Below are 18,877 nucleotides of genomic sequence, written 5' to 3'. Positions count from 1 at the left end.
GACGAAGGCTTTTTTCATAGACCGATATAAGCGCGCAGGTACATCTCGAGTTCCGTTGCCGCATCGTCTTCGACGTCAAACGCCGTCGCGATGTAGCCAGGTTCATCAAAATCATCCGCACCGATGATCGCAAAGCGATTCGATAAGAGATTCAAGACGAGAATCTTACCGTAAAAATGCTCCGAGTGGGTGATGGCGAGATCAAACCGACTGGCTTCTCCAATCCAACTGACGAAGCGTGTCTTCGTTTGTTCGACATCATCATATAAAAAATCACGTTCTTCCATCATTCAGCTTCCCTCATTTCCCTAACATCTGTTTCAGATTAAAGGGTTTGGGGGACTTTTTGCAAGTATGGTTTACGCGATAAGCTATGCTCGGCGATGACTTTTCGAATCGTCCGTGTCTTTGAACGCATGACGAGGGATGTCGTCTCAACGATATCATCCGTCAAGAACTTAACGCCATCGAGCATTTCGCCCGTCGTGACGCCGGTCGCGGCAAAGATACAGTCGTCGCTTTTAATAAGGTCATCAAGCATCAAGAGTTGAAGCGGATCTTCAAGTCCCATCCGGATGACACGAGCGGTTTCTTCTTCGTTCATCGGATGTAAACGTGCCTGCATGTCGCCGCCCATTGCTTTAACGGCAGCAGCCGTGATGACACCTTCAGGAGCACCGCCTGTACCGATGAAGATATCGATTCCTGTCGCAGGAGAGAGTGGTGCGATTCCAGCCGAGACGTCGCCGTCTTCAAACAGACGAACCCGTGCGCCCATTCGCATCGCGGCTTCGCGGAAGTGATCGTGACGCGGGCGGTCCTGCATGATGACCGTGACGTCCTCAATCCGTTTATTGTTGTATTGAGCTGCTTTTTCAATGATGACTTCAAGTGGATCGTCGAGCGAGACGTGTCCTTTTAAGTTCGGTCCAACTGTTAATTTATCCATATACATATCCGGTGCGTGGAGCAGGGCACCTTGATCGGCGACAGCGATGACGACCATCGCATTACCGAGCCCTTTGGCAACAATGTTCGTACCTTCAAGCGGGTCGACCGCGATGTCAACGATTGGACCGTTCGCTGTTCCGACACGTTCGCCGATGAAGAGCATTGGTGCTTCGTCGAGCTCACCTTCACCGATGACGACCGTTCCGTTCATGTTGACCGTGTTCAAGACTTCGCGCATCGCAGTCGTTGCTGCATCATCCGCTTCATTTTTCTTACCGCGACCAATCCATTGAGCAGAAGCTAATGCTGCTGCTTCCGTAGCGCGTACGATTTCCAGTGCGAGTTCCCGTTCCATGTATATAACCTCCACGTCACCAATGTGACATACTATTTTCGGCAAAAATCTAAATTGAGGATAACACATTGAGGAATGTGATGCAAATGACCTTTCTGCTTTTCAGGATTGCCGGATAACGATAAAATGGAGGATGTGAGGGGGAATGAAGATGTATTTCGTCAATCGTCAAAAAATCGAAGAGACGGTCGTTTGTTATGAGACGGCACTTCGACAAAGTAAGGAAGTTACGGGGGATCCGGTGACGACGGCACTGGCTATGGAACGGATCGGTTTTTTAGTCATCGAAAGTGTCATCGACATCGGAAACAGTATGATTGATGGATTCATCATGCGGGATCCGGGAAGTTATGAAGATATCATCCTCATTTTAGAAGATGAGAAGGTCATCGATGGACCGCTCGCGACGAGTCTGAAGAAGCTCGTTGCGTTACGTACGTTGATCGTCCGGTCATTCACACAGTCGAGTATGGCGGAGATTCGGGCGGTACTTGAGACAGAGGAAGCAGAGCTACGTCGTTTCCCGGAAGCGATTCGCCGGTATATCGAGACAGAACTCGGACCGGTGTCTGCATTTTTACCAAACGAGGAGTGAGTCAGGATGAAGGCAAAAGGCTATTTATTTGATTTAGATGGAACGATGTATAACGGAACGGAACCGGTAAAAGAAGCCGTCGATTTCGTCAATCGTTTGCAAGCAGAAGGGATTCCGTATTTGTTCGTGACGAATAATGCGTCGATGACGGCAGAAGCCGTGGCGGAGAAATTACGCGGGATGGGTGTTCATTCCGACGCGAAACACGTCTTGACGAGTGCGATGGCGACTGGTCGTTATATCGCTGATCTATCACCGAAAGCGCGCGTCTATGCCATCGGTGAGACAGGACTGATTGATGCGCTTGAACGGGAAGGGTTAGACGTCGTTGCAACCGAAGCGGCAGATTACGTCGTCATCGGTCTCGACCGTCAGATCACGTATGAAAAACTCGCTGTCGGTGCCCTCGCGATTCGTGCCGGTGCTCGCTTCATCTCGACGAACGGAGACATCGCCATTCCGACAGAACGTGGATTCTTACCAGGAAACGGTGCCTTGACGTCCGTCCTGCGCGTGACGACGGAGAAGGAACCGTTCTTCATCGGTAAACCGGAACCGGTCATGGTCGATATCGCAACGGAGATGATTGGTCTGTCAAAAGAAGACGTCATCATGGTCGGGGATAACTACCATACGGATATTCTATTCGGAATCAATGGAGGCATCCGGACGATGCACGTCAATTCTGGCGTCCATACACCAGTCTTCATTCAAGGTCAGGATCGTCAACCGACATACATGGTCGATACGTTAGCCGAATGGATTCTATGAATCAAAAAATCCCGAACGAGAATTCGTTCGGGATTTCATGTATTAGAAGACTTGTTCGACTTCAACGACGCCAGCGACTTCTTCAAGAAGGGCACGTTCGATACCGGCCTTCAATGTGATCGTTGAACTTGGGCAGCTACCACAAGCTCCCATCAAACGGAGTTTTACGATTCCGTCTTCTACATCTACGAGTTCAACGTCTCCTCCATCACGAAGAAGGAACGGACGCAATTTTTCAAGAACTTCATTCACTTGATCAAACATTTCCATGCGTAAACACATCCTTTCGTATAGTTTCATTGTAACAGGGTTGAAAAATGTTCTCAATCTGGAAAACTTGTATACTAAAGAGGAGAGAATTGAAAAGGGGGACTTCAAGATGGAAATCACGGTTTATGGAACAGCGGTCACTTGTCCGAGTTGTGTCGGGGCACCCAGCTCGGAAGAGACGTTCAGTTGGCTACAAGCTGTCCTCGGACGGAAATATGAGCAAGCGATGACGCTTCGCTATATCGATTTCGAGACAGCAACATCGGATCAATGGACGGAAGCCTTGAAAGAGGATGTCTATTTTTATCCATTGATCGTGCTTGATGATGAGATGATTGACGAGGGGTACGTCAAACTGAAGACGATCACGGCAGCGATTGATGCGAAGTTAAGTCAGACGGGGTGAACGACAAAGAGGTATCCCAAAGGTCGGGACACCTCTTTTGCTCATTTAATCTTTTTGTGTTTCCATAAGACACCGGACTTCAAGAGACGTGGGACTTTCCCCGTCAGCGCTTGCTTGCCCATGACGATCCCGAAACCATCTGATTTCCCGAGCGATCCGAGCATTCCGCGCAGTTTGATTTCTGGCAGTTTCGGCAATTTTTTCCCTTGCCACTTCGCTTGCAAGACGTCGACGACTTGTTCTGCCTGATGTTCTGCGAGTTGACCGCTTGGCGCATACGGCAAGCTGGCACAATCGCCGATGACGAAGACGTTATCGTATTCCGGTACGTGATGATGTGCCGTCAATTTGATCCGACCACCGCTATCTGCAGCAAAGCCGAGATCACGAACGACCTTGACCGGCTGCGTACCTGCCGTCCAAATCGTCAAGTCCGACGGGTACGTATCGTCGCCGTTTCGGACGTCGTCCGCCGTGACGAGCGTGACGTTCGAATTGTTGATGACTTCCACGTCATGCTCCTCGAACCATTCCTGGACGTAAGATGAGACTTTGTCGGATAAGAATGACAAGACGGATGGACCGCGGTCGAACAGACGAATCGTTAAATCCTTCCGGCTTTCATGCAGTTCACTGGCAAGTTCAACACCAGATAGACCAGCACCGACGATCGAGACGACGGACCCCGGTGACAGACCACAGATCGCTTGCTGTGTCTTGCGCGATTCTTCAAGTGTCTGGATGCTGTATGTAAACTCTTGAGCACCCGGAATGTTGTGGTATTTATCCTCGCAACCGAGGGCGATGATCAAGTCATCATAGAATAATTCTGATCCGTCCTGCAGGTGGACCGTATTCGTCTCTGGTGAGATTTTAATGACATGTCCATATTTATAAGTAAGATGTTTCCCCTCCGGAAATTCAATCCGGACATCTCGATCTGATAATGTACCTGCTGCGAGTGCGTAATATTCCGTTTTGAGTGCGTGGTACGGTAGACGGTCGACGAGCGTGACGGCAACTTCCTCGTCCTTGAATCGCTCACAAATCCGCATTCCACCATATCCTCCGCCGAGTACGACCAATTGCTTCATAACGTAAAATCCCCCTTAGTTCCCCTAAATCAGTCTGACCTTGTATAATACGACATGAGGCAGGTCGTTTCCTGCTTGAAGGAGGAAAAAAAGTGAATCCGATTATTGAATTTTGTATCAGTAACTTAGCGGCTGGTACACAGGTCGTCATGGAGCAACTCGAACGTGACCCGAACGTCGACGTCGTCGAATACGGTTGCCTTGGCTATTGCGGCATTTGTTCGCTTGATCATTTTTGTCTCGTTGATGGTGAGACGGTCGTAGGCGAGACGCCGGAAGAGTTGCTTGAAAAGATTTACCTAAAAATCGAAGAGAATGAGCTGTGAGCCCGAACAGCCAAAAAATCCCCTCGTTCGTCTGAACGAGGGGATTCGTGTCCGTCAGCGGGCGCAGCTTTTCGGATCAGGCAGATTGTTGACGGCGCATCATCCATGGTCGTAGTTTCAAGAACAACGGAATGAAGAGTGCCGAGATGAACAATGCCTTGATGACGTTAAACGGTAAGATACCGGCTGTGATTGCTGTCCATTTGACAGCTGGATCCGCCATGTAGTCCATACCGAGGAACCATGCATACGCTGGAAGGATCAAGATATAGTTGAGAATCGCAAGACCGAGTGCCATCGTGATTGTACCAGCGACGAGGCCAGTTGCGAGACCTTGTGTTGATTTCTTTTTGTGGTAGAACCAGCTGACAGGAAGCACGAATGCGACACCAGCAGCGAAGTTCGCGAATTCTCCGACCGGAACACCACTTCCGCGGAAGATGTAATATAACACGTTCTTCAATGCTTCGACGATGACACCTGCGACCGGTGAGAACATGATCGCTGCGACGAGAGCAGGAACATCACTGAAGTCGATCTTCAGATAGTTCGGTAAGAACGGCAGTGGAAAATTGATAAGCATAAGAACAAATGAGATTGAACCTAACATTGACAGAGTGACCATTTTTTGTGTGCGTTTCATACGAGTATTGTCTCCTTTTGCTCGTTCCTCTCGATGAAGTATTGGCATGACTGCGTCCATAAAGAAACCCCTATTGATGAGATCAACAGGGGAGAAGTCCGCATTAAATAAACCTAATCGATTGTTGCAAAAATCGATCAAATTCAAACTCATGCCGCCATCTTCTCCCATCCAGACTATACTGTCGGCTCCTGAATTACACAGAATCAGCAAATAGCGCCCTATTCGCTCGCGGGCTTCAACTCATAATAGTTGTTTACCGCCGGTCGGGAATTTCACCCTGCCCTGAAGATGGAACGATTATTTTGTTGTACATACCATTTATACAACGAATTCAAGATAGTTTCAAGCAACTAGGTTTCGATTCGCTCAGAAGTTGCGTATACTAAAGAAAAGGAAGGTGATGACATGATCCATTTAACGGAGGCAGCAGCGCTACAAGTCCAAGACATGATGGCGCAGGCACCAGCAGATGAACGGAATCTTCGGATGCTCGTCCAAGGTGGTGGATGTAGTGGTCTGTCGTACGGAATGGGATTCGACCAACAGAAAGAAACGGATCTCGTTTTCGAACAGCACGGCGTGACCGTCATCGTGGACGAAAAAGATTACCCGGTCGTCAAAGGACTGGAAATCGATTATAAGCAGTCGATGCTTGGCGGCGGATTCACGATCACGAATCCGAATGCCATCGCAACATGCGGTTGCGGGACATCGTTCCGGACGGCAACGAATGCCGGGACACCGGGTGGCTGTTAAGTTATTCGCCTACTGAGCGCTAACTGACGCAAATGAGCGCAGGGATGCGAAGGGTGATAATGTCGAAGGATAAGATTGATTATTACTACGTGAGCACCGCGCTAATGCGTCTTCTATCGGTAAAACGATGGGAGGCGCTATTTTTTATGGCTAAAAGAAGAACGATGAATGGTGGAGGCGTGCGCAGAACGTTGCGTGCGCCAATCGGTAAGGGGCGAAAGCAAGACGCCATAATTAAAGCTGATTTGAATGTAGCGCTAGATCGGGCAGTCAGCGAATTTTTTGAGTCTAGAAAAGCTCGGAATTTAAGACCGGCAACAATCGAAGCTTACTCGCTGACTTGGCGAAAGTTTGACGGCTGGCTTCGCGAAAAGTATCCCGAAGTGATGTTTGTATCGGATGTTGAAAATACGCATGTCAGAGAGTTCGTTCTTTATTTAACGGAAGAAGCGCCACGTTACGGCGATCACCCTTCGTTAGGAAAGAAAGATTTCGGTAAAGGGCTGTCTGCCAACTCTGTTAACGGAGCAATTCGCAACTTAAGAGCGATGTTCAACTACTTCGAAGAAGAAAAGATGGTCGAGAAGAATCCTACGGCGAACATACGGCGCCAGCGAACAGATGACGATGTAATTCAGTCCTTTACGGATGACGAAGTGACTGCGTTACTTGATGCGTGCGATCAGCGCACTTTCGTAGGTTTTCGAGACTACGTATTTCAATTTTTGCTGTTAGATACAGGAGTACGGAATAACGAGGCTACAGGTCTTCGATTTTCAGACGTAAATTATAAAACAAGAAGTCTCTATATTAATGGTGACAAGGCGAAGAATCGTAAGGGACGTGTTGTACCTATTTCTAAAGAAGTATTGGATTTATTAGAGGAATTACAAGCCGAAGCAACTTTTCATTTCCCTGAAGCAGAGCATTTTTTCATGTCGACTAATGGTGTACCGATGCACCCTAACAACATGAATAAGAGGTTGAAGTTTTACGGAGAAGTGACTGGGGTTGAAAAGCGAATACGCACGTCTGCTCATACGTGGCGACACACTGCAGCTAGGAACTATGTGCTGAACGGTGGCGATGCATATACGCTGATGCGCTTACTCGGGCACTCTAGCGTCACTATGACGAGACGTTATGTACAGATGACAGATAACGACGTACAAAACGTCCATGAGAGAGCATCTGCTATTCGCAAATTCCGAAAATTATCCAAAGGAAGTAGATTCTGAACACAAAAAAAGCGTCCATGCGAAATACGTAAGCCCTGGCCGGGGCAGACGACACATGAACACCAATCTCTAGTTCTAGTGTAAGAAATATTCACTCGAAAAGCAAGCTAGTAACGCCACACAATAATATAGTGATGCGTTATTTTGCATGGATGCTCCGAAAAGGGAGCCTATACTAATGTCACTTAAAAATATCACTCACATACTTAACACCGAAACACTAGCCTCAATGACGACGCATGATAGCGTAGACGACCTCAATGCGACGTACTGGGCGCAAGTCACGCTGAAAGGCGATCAACTAACGAAATTAGAGCGTGAGGTGTACTACCGGTTAAATCAATTTGCTCTGCGCTACATCGGCGTGGCTTATTTATCTGCGAACAAACTCGCCACTATCGTCGGATGCGGTCGTGCAACGATATTCCGCGCTTTTAAGAAGCTCCGCACACTTGGCATGATCGAGGTACATAACGCTAAACGGCGATCTGATAACCGTCAGACTTCGAATATAGTCCGTATACTGCCCTTACCAATCGAAGAAACAGCGGCTACTAACGAAATAGATAACGGAGTGCCGCAATTCGAAGATGCGCAACCGGCGAATGATTCGCAAGGAACTATCGAAAATGATTCACAAGGATATAGCCGAAATGAGTCGCCATTAATTTCTTCTCTTATAAGCTCTTTTTCTTCAAGCTCTAAAACATTCGATGCTACTCCGAATGAAATATTGAGCGCCTTTAACGTGGAAACAGAACTGACGAGGGCAATACAGCTGTTAGCGATTCCGGTTGAACAGAGACTCGAGTTGCTAACGAAAGGTATCGCCAATCACGTCAGATCCGTTTTATCACGCCAGTTCCCGTTACTCGTCCGCAATTTTGATTTGCTCGCATATATTCGTCAGATTGAATCCGCAGCCATCCGTACTGCCTATGTCGCGAAGAAGAAGAACCTTCGTAGCATCACCGGGTACTTTTTAAGCATCGTCACTTCGTTAGTATGCGATGAAATGGCTCAGATGGCTGCTGAGTTAGCGATGGAAGAAGCAGAAGGCGAAGGATTGTCCGGTTACGCAGCGATCGTGTATGGGCGCTATGTGGCGCAGGAGTACGCATCAGACGAAGGATTGAAGATGGTTCGCAGTATTATCGATGAGTGTTATATCGGTGAAGTCGGGTGAGTGCGGACATTACGCTCCACTGTACACGTATTATAGAAGGATATGGAAATCGAGATGTCCGTTTCATTCCGGTTAAATCCGCATCGGGCGTAGGATGCGCGGCTATATTTAATTTCGAGGATACAGTATAACGGGCGTTTTACGCAGGAGTAATATAGTAGGAAGCAGAAAAAACAGGTGGACTTTTCTATACTTTTTACGGGCACATACCTTTGACTGGACGAGCATTATTTATTTTTGATTCGGTTATTAGGTGTAGTAGCAAGGAATGGCGAGGGTAGCGATAGAGTGTAAGTAGCGCAATGCTGCGATGTAACTATATGAAGGGACGCGAAAATGTCACTACACTCTATTACACTCTACGTCTGCACACAGCTCCAGATAGACGTCCACTATTTATTTTTGAGGCGACTAATCCGCTGTATATTTGTTGCATAAAAGGTGTCCGATACAGGCGCCGTTCGACGCAACTATGCGGTGTTTCAACGCTGTGTATAACGTATGCATACGGATACGATCGAGTGACCACGCATGATTGGCGTAACACCAACGTTCCTTGCGATAACAGTAACGACACACAACATGGTTCTGTAGCGTTGTTAATACGTTTTTTATTCATTGATCAATTGCGGAGTGCTGCGAGGATTGCGCGACCCCCAAGGACACCGGCTATTTTCTCTCCTTCCCGACGACCTATAAACCCGCGCACCAAAATTAACGTCTGAACTCTAGGTAAATCGGACCTTTAGCCGGCGGAAGATATTCAATATCAGCGAAAACAGTTCCCGATCTCGTAATTGTCGCGTCAATTAGACAATCTTCGTATGTCTCGTAGTTAATGCTGGTTGCGATCAATCTGCCGTCATGATCCAGTAAAAGAAAACATAGACTACCGTCGGGATTATGGGTAATGTTTAGTTTCATGATTTCGTCTCCTTATGTGTATTAAAAAGGACCTGCGCGAACAGGTCCAAGTTGTTAAGAAAAATTTGATACATAACGCAGGTCTTTGATTTCAGCTTTGGAAGCATCAGCAATAATCAAGCGTACGGCATGTAAACAACTATCGTAGCTTTTATATGTTTCGCTAGTTGCAACGGGCTCACCGTTTGCGGCAACTACATTAAAGTACACTTGATCATTTTTAGACTTACGGATTTCGAATTTCATGTTAACACCTCCTCTCTTTATATTTATTATAATCCAAATGAAGTTAATTTAATTCAATATTATGGTAAAAGAGATAATCAAAAAAGTCCCGCACCAGCAGGACTATTTATCAGGGTTATTCTGTTTTAGTTGAAGCGACGCCTCGAATCTCGCATGAAGATTGTCTATGGCGATATCGATAAGTTTACTCTTTGAAGATCCTAGTTCATCAGCCATTTCATCTAGTTTAGCTAATGTATTTTCTGCGAGTGTGAAGTTAATACGTTTCCTTATTCTGTTTTCCTCCATAAAATCACCTTCCTTTACAAATATCCTAACATCACTTAAAGATAATGAGCACGTGTACGTACAAATATTGACCTCTAATGGAAAAAAGTACTAGATATAGTGAGCACGTGTGCGTACAATAAAGGTGCAGAATTACATTTAAGACATAAGGAGGAATTTTTTATGTTGCTTATTGAGAATAAAGGTTATGGAATGTTTTGGGTTACGGAAGGTGCCGTTACATATGTAGTCGGCGCAAGGAATGCATCAGAGATATTAAATTGCACTGTAGAAGAGGTCAAAAAGATTATGGTTGCGACCGTCGAGGTTGGGAAATGAACAAAGACCTGAACAGTATTAAGACCGACGTCTATGGAAAGACTGAACTCTATAACCGGACGGCCGAAGGTTATGATTCCTTATCGCCTGAACTAGAACGATCGGAGCTATATCCGTTTATTGATTCCGTAATTTTCCCGATAGACAATGATCCTCGCGCAGATTTCGTCCACGGGATTGAATTTACTGCTGATGTACTGATTGATACTGCGGTTTTCACATGGCAAGGAGCGTGTACCTATCAATGTGAGAGAGAAGAAAGTTTCCTGAATGATATATTTCGGTTCGACAGAGAAAGGACATCGATGGGGATTTCGGAAGCGGTGATTCTAGAGGCTTCGAACGAACTGTTTGGGATATCGCTAGTTGAAGAGTTCTGGAACCAAGCGAAATATTGCGATCGCAGGCGCTTAGTCCATTCTAAAAAAATCCGAGTCTTTATTTCGGGTTTGTCTTATAAAATCGTATACGGCGACCGGTTCGTCGAAGAGGAGGACTATTAAATGCAAAACCTACTTATCCGAGCGAAACGAACGAACTCAGCGGCAACCATCGAATTACCCGCACTGAACACGACGTGGATGGTACCGAACAACACTGTAAGCATCAGCTTCCGCAGCCAAATCAAAGTGACGCTACCTTGGGGGCTTGAGGAAATCGTCTATGCAGAATCAGCTCCAGTCACCGATAGCGAAATCGCTGGCGCAGAAATCGATTTAGATTACGTTCGACGTGACAGCTCTTCCGCAGCCTTGCGCGAAGCCATCAACCTCGCAATCGGTATGTCGATCGGTGATGACCGTATTGACGACTGGATTCCGGTACCTGGCGAAATCGGTCGTTATGCTTGCGGCAATGTAGTCACCGAGATTGTCCGTATCGAAGCACGTATCGAAGTAGCTCGCTAAATTTAATAGCAATATCGCAGAAGGCGCCTTAGGGCGTCTTTTTTACGCTTATTCATAGAAAAACAGAACGTCGCGTATCAGACGAGGGTATCGGTATGGGTACGAAAGGGTTGCGCTATAATCACGATTGGATAGCGAAGAATCGAGCGAGTAATATAGTCTATCGTTTTTACCGCTGTTTATAGCGCAATTCCAGCGCTATACCATCAAACCATACCGACATACCCGCAATTATCGCCACACTCTATTTTTGCGGTTGGTGGGCGGTAAATTACGCATAGAATCGAAAGCGAGGGCGAGGGTTTGCGGTAGCAGGCGAGGACAGCGCGAAGGTATCGAAGCAAGGACGCCAGGTTGCGATGATCGGCGAATTATTTCGAGTGCTGACGTATTATCCTTTATCGCGTTAAATCGTGATGACTGACAAATACGTCCAATTGGTCGCCGTTTCACTGACAAATACGTCCAATCGCAAAAGTGGCTTGCGCCTTAGAGCCGCAACGGTTTCCGCGTTTTTTGGGCAAAAAGTTCTCTTAGTCTTAGAGAGCGCAAATTAGGGCGCAATTTAACGCCATAGGGTCAAATACGTTCAATTGGTCGATAAAAGAGGGTCAAATACGTTCAATCGCAAAACAGCGTTTAGCCTTAGAGCGCCAATGACTTTCAGCTTTTTTAGCGAAAAAGTTCTCTTAGTCTTAAATAGCGCAGTATTACGGATATAAGAACTAGCGATCTTTGTCTAACGACAAATCTCGCGCGAATAAAAACTCTTGTATAGTCGACATATTCAATTACATTGCTAACATACGTGTGACGCGTCAGCGGAACTAGTACTTGAACTTCAAAAAAACAAACTATCACTCATAAAAGACTTTAATGAGAGACTGTTTGTTTTTTGGTTCCGATATAAGAACTAGCGATCTTTGTCTAACGACAAATCTCGCGCGAGGTTCACTAACGTGGTTATGAACAGGTGGTAATACAGGCGAAAGCACTGGCGATATACTGCGCAAGCCTACGAGAGTAGGCGCTAGATACCGTAATAAAAGTAATTAAATTTATTTACGCAAAAAATAGTGAAAAAAGCGCCAATTGTTCTATTACGTTATAGAGAAGTAAAACGATAAATTTATTTTGCGTAATTTGCCTACAAAAAGCGCTAATTGTTCTATTACGTTATAAGAAAGAATTTATTAAATTTATTTTGCGTAAACAGTCGATGAAAAGCGCTAGATGTTCTATTAGGATATGAGGAAGCATTACGCAAGCCTACGAGAGTAGGCGCCAATATCCGCGGATCAGCGCTAATAAAATAATTAAATTTATTTATGCTAAAAACCCGACAAAAAGCGCTAATTGTTGCCTTTACTATATGAGGAAGTATTTATTAAATTTATTTTCGGTAAAACCGTACAAAAAGCGCAGATTGTTGTATATAAGTATGACGAGAGTTATATTTCAAATTATTTTGCGTAATTAGGTTGTAAAAAGCTCTAATTGTTGTATGTACTATTGAGGAGATATGAGCAGTAAATTTATTTCGCTTTAAAACCCGATAAAAAGTGCCGATTGTTACCTTACTATATGGAGAAGTATTTTGTGAATTTTATTTTACTCAAAAATGGAACAAAAGATACTAATTGTTGTATGTATATATGAAAAGGCATAGCCTGATCAAAATAATTAAATTTATTTTTGATAAATAACCGCCAAAAAGGCCGAATTGTTGCCTATAAGTATGAGAGGGTATTTTTTAGATTTATTTTTGATAAATAACCTCTAAAAAGGCTAAATTGTTGCCTTTACTATATGAGAAGGTGTAGGACGGTAAAAATAATTAAATTTATTTGCGTGTTTTGCCTGAAAAAAGCGCTAATTGTTGCATATAAGTATGAAGAGGCGTTTAAACATAAATCATTTCAGCAACTCGGCCCATGCCGGATTGCTTTTTTTGCGTTGTATTAGCCACATTGGCTTAACCATAAGGAGGGGAGCAAGATGAACTTCATTCAAGAAATGCTGGACGTTTCAGGCTTGTCAGTCCGAGAAGTCTCGCGCCAAACCGGAGTCTCACGCTATATCACGCACCAAATCATCTCATACCCGACGTACCAACCGAATGATCCGAAGAACAAACGCAAGATTATCGCATTTTTGACCGATTATCTGGCGCAAAAGGGCGAAAAATGCACACAAATAGTGAAGGAGCTGGTTTGAAATGACGCTAATTTCAAGACCGTTTAAGCAGTCGACACTTTGCCGAACTGATTTAGTAGAAAGCGTGACTACAACGTTAGAGACGAGCGGTAAAACAGTCACAGAATCGCAAGAATCGCACTTTTATCGCATGGTTGACGTGCTGGTTAATCGTCGTGCTTACGATAAAAAGGTCGCCATCGTCGCTGACGTCGGTTTAGGTAAGACGCTGTTGATTACGCGGTTTATCGAAGCCACAGCGAAGCATTCCGGTAGTCCGATCGTTGTCGTAGTTCCGCGCGTTGAGGTCGTGGATGAACTGGTGACCGCAGCAAACGAAGCACGCGAAGGTTCAGCCATTGCAATCCGGCGCAAAGATAGCTTTGTTGACGAGACAGATTACGCAAGGCAGTTAGATGTTGCGCATGAGTTCCGCATCGTGATCCTTACGCACGCAATGTTCCGGATCGCGCTCGATTCCGGAATGTTCGATAGCCGGTTGGCGCAGTTTACAGGAGTAGTCGGTACATTGAAAGACACTCGTTCAATTATCGTTGACGAACAACTTCCGTTACTACGCGAGCATGCTATCTCACGAAGCTCTTTAAGCATGATAATGACGAATTTAGAGAACGTCGTAGAGAATACTCGCCGATTCACCGGTACTAACTTTGCTGTTCGTTCCTTCGAAGAGGTACGTCAACATATCCGGAACTTGTCTGACGTGATTGATCGGACTGAGCGCGAGTCATTTCACGCAAAGCGCATACCTGCGATTAATGAGGCATTTTCGCTACCCCCAAGCCTAGTCGAACAAGCACGCGCTCGCTTCGGCTTTGATTTCGAGCGACTGTTAAAGTCTTTTGAGTTCATCGTAAAGACCGGCGCGCGGTTGGAGTGGAAGCAAACTAAGACGGATGGGGTTTATTTGACTGATAACCTTGGTGCTTCCGTCAACGATTTCGGACTGTCTTGCTTCGAATCCTTAGCTGGGTCCTTGAATCCGTACGACGTCGTTTTCTTCGATGCCACAGCGGAGTTTGACGCAATGTACGACTTGTTGCCGAGCCTTCAAACCATTCGCCCGGAGACGCCAGTATTCGACTATTCAAATCTTACAATTCGCGTCTGTAACGCCGTCACTGCTTCTAAACGATGGGCATCGAGTCCAGATAACATCGAAAGACTGCGCTATTTAGTCGAAGGCGAGCTAATGCTCGAGCATGAGCAACTCTTGGTGTCCGTATTTAAAGGGGATCCGATGGAACTGCTTATGAAGCGTCTTGCTGCGGTTAATCCGGATAGTGTCTTGTACAAACCGAATGACAGCGGCCGAGGCGTGAACGATTACGAGCATGCAGACGCAATCTTGCAGGTAGGAACCGCGATTCCAGCGGCTATTACGAACATAGCTATCGGAGACAGTCGCTACCCCGATGAACAAATCGATGGACACTATAAGCCTGATCGTAGTGCTTCGATTCTCTATGCGGATCCGTTAGTGCAAGGTGTCGTCAATTCGCATATCGGTGTCACGACAATCCAAAATATCGGTAGACTGCGGCCAGGAAGAAAAGAAGACGCGCTAACTGCCTATCTCTTAGCTGTTCCTGACGAGGCTGTAGCAATGATTGCGCAGGCGTTCCCTGGTGCGAAGATAATTCATGAACCAATTTTAAAAGGCGAATACAGCGATACAGTCAAAGCTATCGCTGATTTACTACAGACACACGATGAACCGGAGCTAAAGAAGGCGCTGATTTGCAGTGCGATCGGGATTGCCCCGAACTCGCTCACCCGCGCTCTACGAGAGAATCAGACTTTAAATCGCGTTTTTACAGTGCATGGCTACGAACGCGTTTCGACACAGAAGTATAAAAAATCAAATTGATTACACAAAGGCGTCTTCCTTCGGGGAGGCGCTTTTTGCATATAAAAAACTAGATTGGAATGGTGCCAAATGACGGAAGATCAAAAACGACGGATTGCAAACCGAAAGAAGCGACAGTCTCGACACACACTATTAGGACGTCTGCAGCGTTGTGCAGAAAAAGCTAATCGAAGTGCTGCAGAACTAGGGCTGGATGATCGCATCACTACCGCGGAGCTTACAGAGTTGTACATGAAGCAGTCGGGACGTTGTGCGATTTCAGGTAACTTGCTGACTTTCAAAGATCCGGAGAGCCAATCATACCTTTCTCTTGACCATGTGATCGGTCTACGGTGCAAGAGCGGTTTAGGGACAAACACTGCCGCTAACATGCAGTTGGTTCGACTGCCTCTAAATAAAAGGAAATCCGTGAAACCCCTTAGCAAGCTATTCAATCGGAAGCGCCCTGTAGTGACCCGAATGATGTTGGATAGTTTTGAGGAAGGGGAGATTGACGCACTTGTCGAGAGCCAAAGAGCTCAAATGATTAGTCTTGGATTGAAACCCAAAGATGGTTTCACTGTTGTTGCCAATTATGTAGAAAAAAGAAAAGTAAAACGCGCTGGGTGACATGGAGTCATTCGGCGTTTTTTTATTACATTCTAGGAGGACGATAAAATGAAATTCTTAGAGCAGGATAAGAAGCTAGTCATTTTACATGACGCAAGGGTCGTTGAACTGCTGCACAAGTTTCCGGCAAGCGAAGATGAGTTTGTTGCTTACATCAAAGGCGCAAAAAAGATTGGTAACCGAAACGCGCTACGTGTCGTCGAGAGGCTCATCTTGGTGAATGGCATTCATACAAAAAAGACTGCTCTTACGTATCGAGCGGCGATGGCGCTATACAGCGACTCGCTAGAGCTTATCGGTATAGAGGTTGAACACCTAATCGACGAAGGTGACCGCACATGATGCAATTACAGGCGTTGATTTCGTTGCAGGATCAATTTTCTGCACCAATGAAGAAGCAAACCGCAGCACTGCGCATGTTCGAGTCTAGTACGACGAGTGCGATGTCTACGGTAGGTGCTATGACACGATCATTCAGTGGCGCTTCAACGGCTTCGAGTAGCGTATCGCGAGCGTTTAAAACCCTGTCTGCCGCGACAAACACGGTGGCAGAAGACCTACGTACTGTCGATGTGACTCAGCCGTTAGATGGCGCTGATGTTCGTTACGATTCGCTAGGTCGACGCATTCGAACGGTCTTTAAAGGCGTGAGTGCCGAAGCCCAGCGCATGAGCGCAGAGATTCGATCAGCATTCGCGCAACAGCGTGTAGCGATGAACGGGCTGCGGGATGATTCGATTAAATCGCAATACGCATATTTCCAACTGGCGAAATCTAGTAAGGAATATACCGGCACGACCGGCGACTTTATCAATCAAATCGAGAAAATGGGTAAAGCCGATAAGAAGACGAAGGACGCGATGGTCGCCTCTAACGAAATGGCAAAAATGTCATTCTACCGGTCGGTCGGATCCATGATGGCTCGGTCGACTCAATCGAGTAAGATTGCGGACAACTTCGCTAGAATGAATAATCCGATTTATAAATTAAATACTCCGTTACTCAGCGTAGCGAACGGTTTAGAGAACATTGCGAAAAGAGGCACGCCAGCGGCATTAGCGTTAAGGGCGTTAGGACCTACTGCGAATATGAAGCAGCTTAACGATATGACCCGGATGATTTCGCAGGGATTAATGCGCTTCACAGCGGTTGCACTCGTAGCTGGTGTCGCAGCATACGCATTTTACTCGAAGCTACACAAGTCGGCGATGGATGCGAATAAAGGATATGCGGATTCCTTTAAAGCGATGACCGCAAGTATCTCGCAGACGTTCGATCCTCTCGTTCAGACGTTCGCAGAATTGATGACTCCGATTTATAATGTCACAACGAAAATTAGCGATATGATAGCAAAGTTCCAGGATGCACACCCGACGATCGCGAAAGTTGCTTCAGCATTCATGATTTTAGTGCCGGCGCTCACTTTGATTTTGTCGCCCCTCGCAATCGGCGCAGGTTTGTTTGGAGGGCTTGGAGCTGCCATCGGGGCGATGGCTCCGTTACTTGCGCCGGTTATCGTTGGATTCGCTTCGATCATGGGAACTGTAGTTGCGGTAGCAGCGGGCATTACACTGCTCGGAACAGCATTCTATCTGCTCTATACAAAATCCGAGACATTCCGGAGTGGTGTCACTGCGATTTGGAACGGAATTAAAAGCGCGGCCATGTCGGTCTTTAACTTTTTAGCGCCTTATGTTACGCAAGCTATGAACGCCGTTACAACGTTCGTCCAATCGAAGCTAACGATGATGCAGCAGTTTTGGACGCAGAACGGCGCACAGATTTTAACCGCATTGACTAACGTTTGGACTGCGATAACGACCGTTGTACGTGCGGGAATGGCGATACTGACGCCGATATTCATGGTCGGGTTCATGTTGATCAAAGCAGTCGTGGTTGGTGCGTGGGCTGCGATCAAGAATGTGATTACGGGCGCGTTGAATGTAATCATGGGCGTTGTCAAAGTCTTTACTGGATTGTTTACAGGCGACTTCAGCAAGATGTGGGAAGGCGTTAAGCAAATCTTCTTTGGTGCGATTCAAGCGGTTTGGGGCTACATTAACTTGGTTTTTGTAGGCCGCATATTGAAGGCTGGCGCAGCTCTGTTCACGGGGCTACGATCTACTGTTTCCGCCGGGTGGAGTTCAATTCGCACATACTTCTCAAATAGTATCTCGTCAATCAAGTCGAGTGTTTCGGGAGCTTGGACTACTATTAAAGGCTTGTTCACCGGTGGATTCAACAACGCTAAGGCGACAGTCAGCGGAGGATGGAACAGCATCAAATCGTTCTTCTCGAATGGTATCTCAAATGCGAAAAACTCGGTGTCAAACGGATTCCAAAACATGCTCACGACTGTTACCTCGAAAATCGACTCGATCAAATCGAAAATCGCAGATTGGGCGAAGTCCTTGCCAGGGAACATGCTGTCAGCGTTCAGTAGCGCAGTAGGGCAACTCAGCTCAATCGGTTCACTCGTTTGGGAGCAGATTAAAGGATCGTTGCCGAACATTTCGTCAATCAAGGACTACGTCACTGGAGCGATCACCGGTAAGAAATCCGGTAAGAAGGGCGGCGGCAAGTCGGACGGATCGTTCTACTCCGGCGCCTACAACATTCCGCATAATGGTTTCCAGGCGACTCTACACTCCGGAGAGTCCGTATTGACGGCGAGTCAGTCGAACACATTACGCAAGGCAGGCGTTCTATCAAGTCGTAACGGTAACCGCCCTGTCGTTAATCCTAGCGCAGGGGCTTCGGCGGCTGGCGTAGGTGGCACCATTGATCGCTCAATCAACATTACGATGCAAGGCGTGGCGATTCGCGAAGAAGCGGATATTGCAAAAGTAGCAGCGGAGCTGGCGAGCCTACTAGAAGGATTTGACGATAGAGCAAGTTAAGAA

General features: G+C 46.4%; 22 protein-coding genes and 1 riboswitch. Of the genes, 15 read left to right on the top strand and 7 right to left on the bottom strand.

Going from position 1 to position 18,877, the window contains the following annotated elements; genetic code table 11:
* Positions 1 to 14: 14 nt before the first annotated feature.
* Both EXW93_RS12355 and glpX read right to left on the bottom strand, forming a co-directional pair.
* The gene (locus tag EXW93_RS12355; protein ID WP_034786088.1) at positions 15 to 290 is read right to left on the bottom strand and encodes a DUF3055 domain-containing protein; all 276 of its coding nucleotides are present in this window, start codon (positions 288 to 290) and stop codon (positions 15 to 17) included.
* A gap of 35 nt (positions 291 to 325) precedes the next feature.
* Positions 326 to 1,306: a class II fructose-bisphosphatase gene (glpX, locus tag EXW93_RS12350; RefSeq protein ID WP_174316518.1), complete on the bottom strand. Its 981-nt coding sequence runs from the start codon at positions 1,304 to 1,306 to the stop codon at positions 326 to 328.
* A gap of 151 nt (positions 1,307 to 1,457) precedes the next feature.
* Here glpX and EXW93_RS12345 point away from each other — a divergent pair, with 151 nt between their 5' ends.
* Entirely contained in the window at positions 1,458 to 1,901 is a 444-nt protein-coding gene (locus EXW93_RS12345; RefSeq protein WP_023469145.1) for a DUF86 domain-containing protein, read from the top strand.
* A gap of 6 nt (positions 1,902 to 1,907) precedes the next feature.
* Positions 1,908 to 2,672: a TIGR01457 family HAD-type hydrolase gene (locus EXW93_RS12340; RefSeq protein ID WP_023469144.1), complete on the top strand. Its 765-nt coding sequence runs from the start codon at positions 1,908 to 1,910 to the stop codon at positions 2,670 to 2,672.
* 42 nt (positions 2,673 to 2,714) lie between these two features.
* Here the strand turns inward: EXW93_RS12340 and EXW93_RS12335 are convergent, their stop codons facing one another.
* Positions 2,715 to 2,942, bottom strand: coding sequence for a NifU family protein (locus EXW93_RS12335; RefSeq protein WP_012371190.1), 228 nt, complete (start codon positions 2,940 to 2,942; stop codon positions 2,715 to 2,717).
* Between the two features lie 109 nt (positions 2,943 to 3,051).
* Here EXW93_RS12335 and EXW93_RS12330 point away from each other — a divergent pair, with 109 nt between their 5' ends.
* A complete protein-coding gene (locus EXW93_RS12330; protein WP_174316517.1) occupies positions 3,052 to 3,348 on the top strand; it encodes a DUF1462 family protein in 297 nt (98 codons plus the stop codon).
* A gap of 41 nt (positions 3,349 to 3,389) precedes the next feature.
* Here EXW93_RS12330 and EXW93_RS12325 read toward each other — a convergent pair whose 3' ends face one another.
* The gene (locus EXW93_RS12325; protein WP_023469142.1) at positions 3,390 to 4,442 is read right to left on the bottom strand and encodes an NAD(P)/FAD-dependent oxidoreductase; all 1,053 of its coding nucleotides are present in this window, start codon (positions 4,440 to 4,442) and stop codon (positions 3,390 to 3,392) included.
* Between the two features lie 92 nt (positions 4,443 to 4,534).
* On the opposite strand from EXW93_RS12325, the gene EXW93_RS12320 reads away from it, so the two are divergent.
* Positions 4,535 to 4,768 carry a YuzB family protein gene (locus tag EXW93_RS12320; protein WP_023469141.1) on the top strand — a complete coding sequence of 78 codons (234 nt, stop codon included), beginning with the start codon at positions 4,535 to 4,537 and terminating at the stop codon, positions 4,766 to 4,768.
* 76 nt (positions 4,769 to 4,844) lie between these two features.
* Here EXW93_RS12320 and EXW93_RS12315 read toward each other — a convergent pair whose 3' ends face one another.
* Positions 4,845 to 5,411, bottom strand: coding sequence for an ECF transporter S component (locus EXW93_RS12315; RefSeq protein ID WP_029342415.1), 567 nt, complete (start codon positions 5,409 to 5,411; stop codon positions 4,845 to 4,847).
* A 155-nt stretch (positions 5,412 to 5,566) separates the two neighbouring features.
* Positions 5,567 to 5,708: riboswitch (FMN riboswitch) on the bottom strand.
* A gap of 111 nt (positions 5,709 to 5,819) precedes the next feature.
* On the opposite strand from EXW93_RS12315, the gene EXW93_RS12310 reads away from it, so the two are divergent.
* From EXW93_RS12310 to EXW93_RS12300, 3 genes are all read left to right on the top strand, one after another.
* On the top strand, positions 5,820 to 6,170 hold the full coding sequence (locus EXW93_RS12310; RefSeq protein WP_029342414.1) for a HesB/IscA family protein: 351 nt from the start codon (positions 5,820 to 5,822) through the stop codon (positions 6,168 to 6,170).
* 146 nt (positions 6,171 to 6,316) lie between these two features.
* Positions 6,317 to 7,408: a tyrosine-type recombinase/integrase gene (locus tag EXW93_RS12305; RefSeq protein ID WP_174316516.1), complete on the top strand. Its 1,092-nt coding sequence runs from the start codon at positions 6,317 to 6,319 to the stop codon at positions 7,406 to 7,408.
* A 178-nt stretch (positions 7,409 to 7,586) separates the two neighbouring features.
* Positions 7,587 to 8,594 carry a hypothetical protein gene (locus EXW93_RS12300; protein WP_174316515.1) on the top strand — a complete coding sequence of 336 codons (1,008 nt, stop codon included), beginning with the start codon at positions 7,587 to 7,589 and terminating at the stop codon, positions 8,592 to 8,594.
* A 978-nt stretch (positions 8,595 to 9,572) separates the two neighbouring features.
* Here the strand turns inward: EXW93_RS12300 and EXW93_RS12295 are convergent.
* Together EXW93_RS12295 and EXW93_RS16655 are read right to left on the bottom strand one after the other, a co-directional pair.
* Complete coding sequence (locus EXW93_RS12295; RefSeq protein WP_174316514.1) at positions 9,573 to 9,764, bottom strand: YegP family protein; 192 nt, start codon at positions 9,762 to 9,764, stop codon at positions 9,573 to 9,575.
* A gap of 102 nt (positions 9,765 to 9,866) precedes the next feature.
* Positions 9,867 to 10,052, bottom strand: a complete 186-nt coding sequence (locus EXW93_RS16655) for a ribbon-helix-helix domain-containing protein (protein ID WP_174316513.1) — start codon at positions 10,050 to 10,052, stop codon at positions 9,867 to 9,869.
* Positions 10,053 to 10,214: 162 nt separating this feature from the next.
* Here EXW93_RS16655 and EXW93_RS12285 point away from each other — a divergent pair, with 162 nt between their 5' ends.
* The 8 genes from EXW93_RS12285 (at position 10,215) to EXW93_RS12250 (ending at position 18,874) form a co-directional block, all read left to right on the top strand.
* Positions 10,215 to 10,370 carry a hypothetical protein gene (locus tag EXW93_RS12285; protein WP_174316512.1) on the top strand — a complete coding sequence of 52 codons (156 nt, stop codon included), beginning with the start codon at positions 10,215 to 10,217 and terminating at the stop codon, positions 10,368 to 10,370.
* Entirely contained in the window at positions 10,367 to 10,873 is a 507-nt protein-coding gene (locus EXW93_RS12280) for a hypothetical protein (protein WP_174316511.1), read from the top strand. Before EXW93_RS12285 ends, EXW93_RS12280 begins: the two co-directional genes overlap by 4 nt.
* Entirely contained in the window at positions 10,874 to 11,278 is a 405-nt protein-coding gene (locus EXW93_RS12275; RefSeq protein WP_174316510.1) for a hypothetical protein, read from the top strand.
* Between the two features lie 1,998 nt (positions 11,279 to 13,276).
* Entirely contained in the window at positions 13,277 to 13,495 is a 219-nt protein-coding gene (locus EXW93_RS12270; protein WP_174316509.1) for a hypothetical protein, read from the top strand.
* Position 13,496: 1 nt separating this feature from the next.
* On the top strand, positions 13,497 to 15,365 hold the full coding sequence (locus EXW93_RS12265) for a DEAD/DEAH box helicase (protein WP_174316508.1): 1,869 nt from the start codon (positions 13,497 to 13,499) through the stop codon (positions 15,363 to 15,365).
* A gap of 69 nt (positions 15,366 to 15,434) precedes the next feature.
* Entirely contained in the window at positions 15,435 to 15,974 is a 540-nt protein-coding gene (locus tag EXW93_RS12260) for a hypothetical protein (protein WP_174316507.1), read from the top strand.
* Between the two features lie 48 nt (positions 15,975 to 16,022).
* The gene (locus EXW93_RS12255) at positions 16,023 to 16,316 is read left to right on the top strand and encodes a hypothetical protein (protein ID WP_174316506.1); all 294 of its coding nucleotides are present in this window, start codon (positions 16,023 to 16,025) and stop codon (positions 16,314 to 16,316) included.
* Positions 16,317 to 16,363: 47 nt separating this feature from the next.
* Positions 16,364 to 18,874, top strand: a complete 2,511-nt coding sequence (locus tag EXW93_RS12250; protein ID WP_174316505.1) for a phage tail protein — start codon at positions 16,364 to 16,366, stop codon at positions 18,872 to 18,874.
* Positions 18,875 to 18,877 lie beyond the last annotated feature (3 nt).

It is taken from the genome of Exiguobacterium sp. JMULE1, assembly GCF_013337175.1.
GTDB lineage: Bacteria > Bacillota > Bacilli > Exiguobacteriales > Exiguobacteriaceae > Exiguobacterium_A > Exiguobacterium_A indicum.
Note: the sequence above shows the minus strand (reverse complement) of the source record. Positions and strands in the feature narration are given on the sequence as shown.

Bases quoted from the DNA above. Each gene is read 5' to 3' on its own strand.
- EXW93_RS12330 (WP_174316517.1), top strand. From the start codon at position 3,052: ATGGAAATCACGGTTTATGGAACAGCGGTCACTTGTCCGAGTTGTGTC.
- EXW93_RS12265 (WP_174316508.1), top strand. From the start codon at position 13,497: ATGACGCTAATTTCAAGACCGTTTAAGCAGTCGACACTTTGCCGAACT.
- EXW93_RS12305 (WP_174316516.1), top strand. From the start codon at position 6,317: ATGGCTAAAAGAAGAACGATGAATGGTGGAGGCGTGCGCAGAACGTTG.
- EXW93_RS12300 (WP_174316515.1), top strand. From the start codon at position 7,587: ATGTCACTTAAAAATATCACTCACATACTTAACACCGAAACACTAGCC.
- EXW93_RS12325 (WP_023469142.1), bottom strand. From the start codon at position 4,442: ATGAAGCAATTGGTCGTACTCGGCGGAGGATATGGTGGAATGCGGATT.
- EXW93_RS12295 (WP_174316514.1), bottom strand. From the start codon at position 9,764: ATGAAATTCGAAATCCGTAAGTCTAAAAATGATCAAGTGTACTTTAAT.
- EXW93_RS16655 (WP_174316513.1), bottom strand. From the start codon at position 10,052: ATGGAGGAAAACAGAATAAGGAAACGTATTAACTTCACACTCGCAGAA.
- EXW93_RS12280 (WP_174316511.1), top strand. From the start codon at position 10,367: ATGAACAAAGACCTGAACAGTATTAAGACCGACGTCTATGGAAAGACT.
- EXW93_RS12270 (WP_174316509.1), top strand. From the start codon at position 13,277: ATGAACTTCATTCAAGAAATGCTGGACGTTTCAGGCTTGTCAGTCCGA.
- EXW93_RS12250 (WP_174316505.1), top strand. From the start codon at position 16,364: ATGAAGAAGCAAACCGCAGCACTGCGCATGTTCGAGTCTAGTACGACG.
- EXW93_RS12345 (WP_023469145.1), top strand. From the start codon at position 1,458: ATGTATTTCGTCAATCGTCAAAAAATCGAAGAGACGGTCGTTTGTTAT.
- glpX (WP_174316518.1), bottom strand. From the start codon at position 1,306: ATGGAACGGGAACTCGCACTGGAAATCGTACGCGCTACGGAAGCAGCA.
- EXW93_RS12355 (WP_034786088.1), bottom strand. From the start codon at position 290: ATGATGGAAGAACGTGATTTTTTATATGATGATGTCGAACAAACGAAG.
- EXW93_RS12275 (WP_174316510.1), top strand. From the start codon at position 10,874: ATGCAAAACCTACTTATCCGAGCGAAACGAACGAACTCAGCGGCAACC.
- EXW93_RS12260 (WP_174316507.1), top strand. From the start codon at position 15,435: ATGACGGAAGATCAAAAACGACGGATTGCAAACCGAAAGAAGCGACAG.
- EXW93_RS12255 (WP_174316506.1), top strand. From the start codon at position 16,023: ATGAAATTCTTAGAGCAGGATAAGAAGCTAGTCATTTTACATGACGCA.
- EXW93_RS12315 (WP_029342415.1), bottom strand. From the start codon at position 5,411: ATGAAACGCACACAAAAAATGGTCACTCTGTCAATGTTAGGTTCAATC.
- EXW93_RS12335 (WP_012371190.1), bottom strand. From the start codon at position 2,942: ATGGAAATGTTTGATCAAGTGAATGAAGTTCTTGAAAAATTGCGTCCG.
- EXW93_RS12285 (WP_174316512.1), top strand. From the start codon at position 10,215: ATGTTGCTTATTGAGAATAAAGGTTATGGAATGTTTTGGGTTACGGAA.
- EXW93_RS12310 (WP_029342414.1), top strand. From the start codon at position 5,820: ATGATCCATTTAACGGAGGCAGCAGCGCTACAAGTCCAAGACATGATG.
- EXW93_RS12340 (WP_023469144.1), top strand. From the start codon at position 1,908: ATGAAGGCAAAAGGCTATTTATTTGATTTAGATGGAACGATGTATAAC.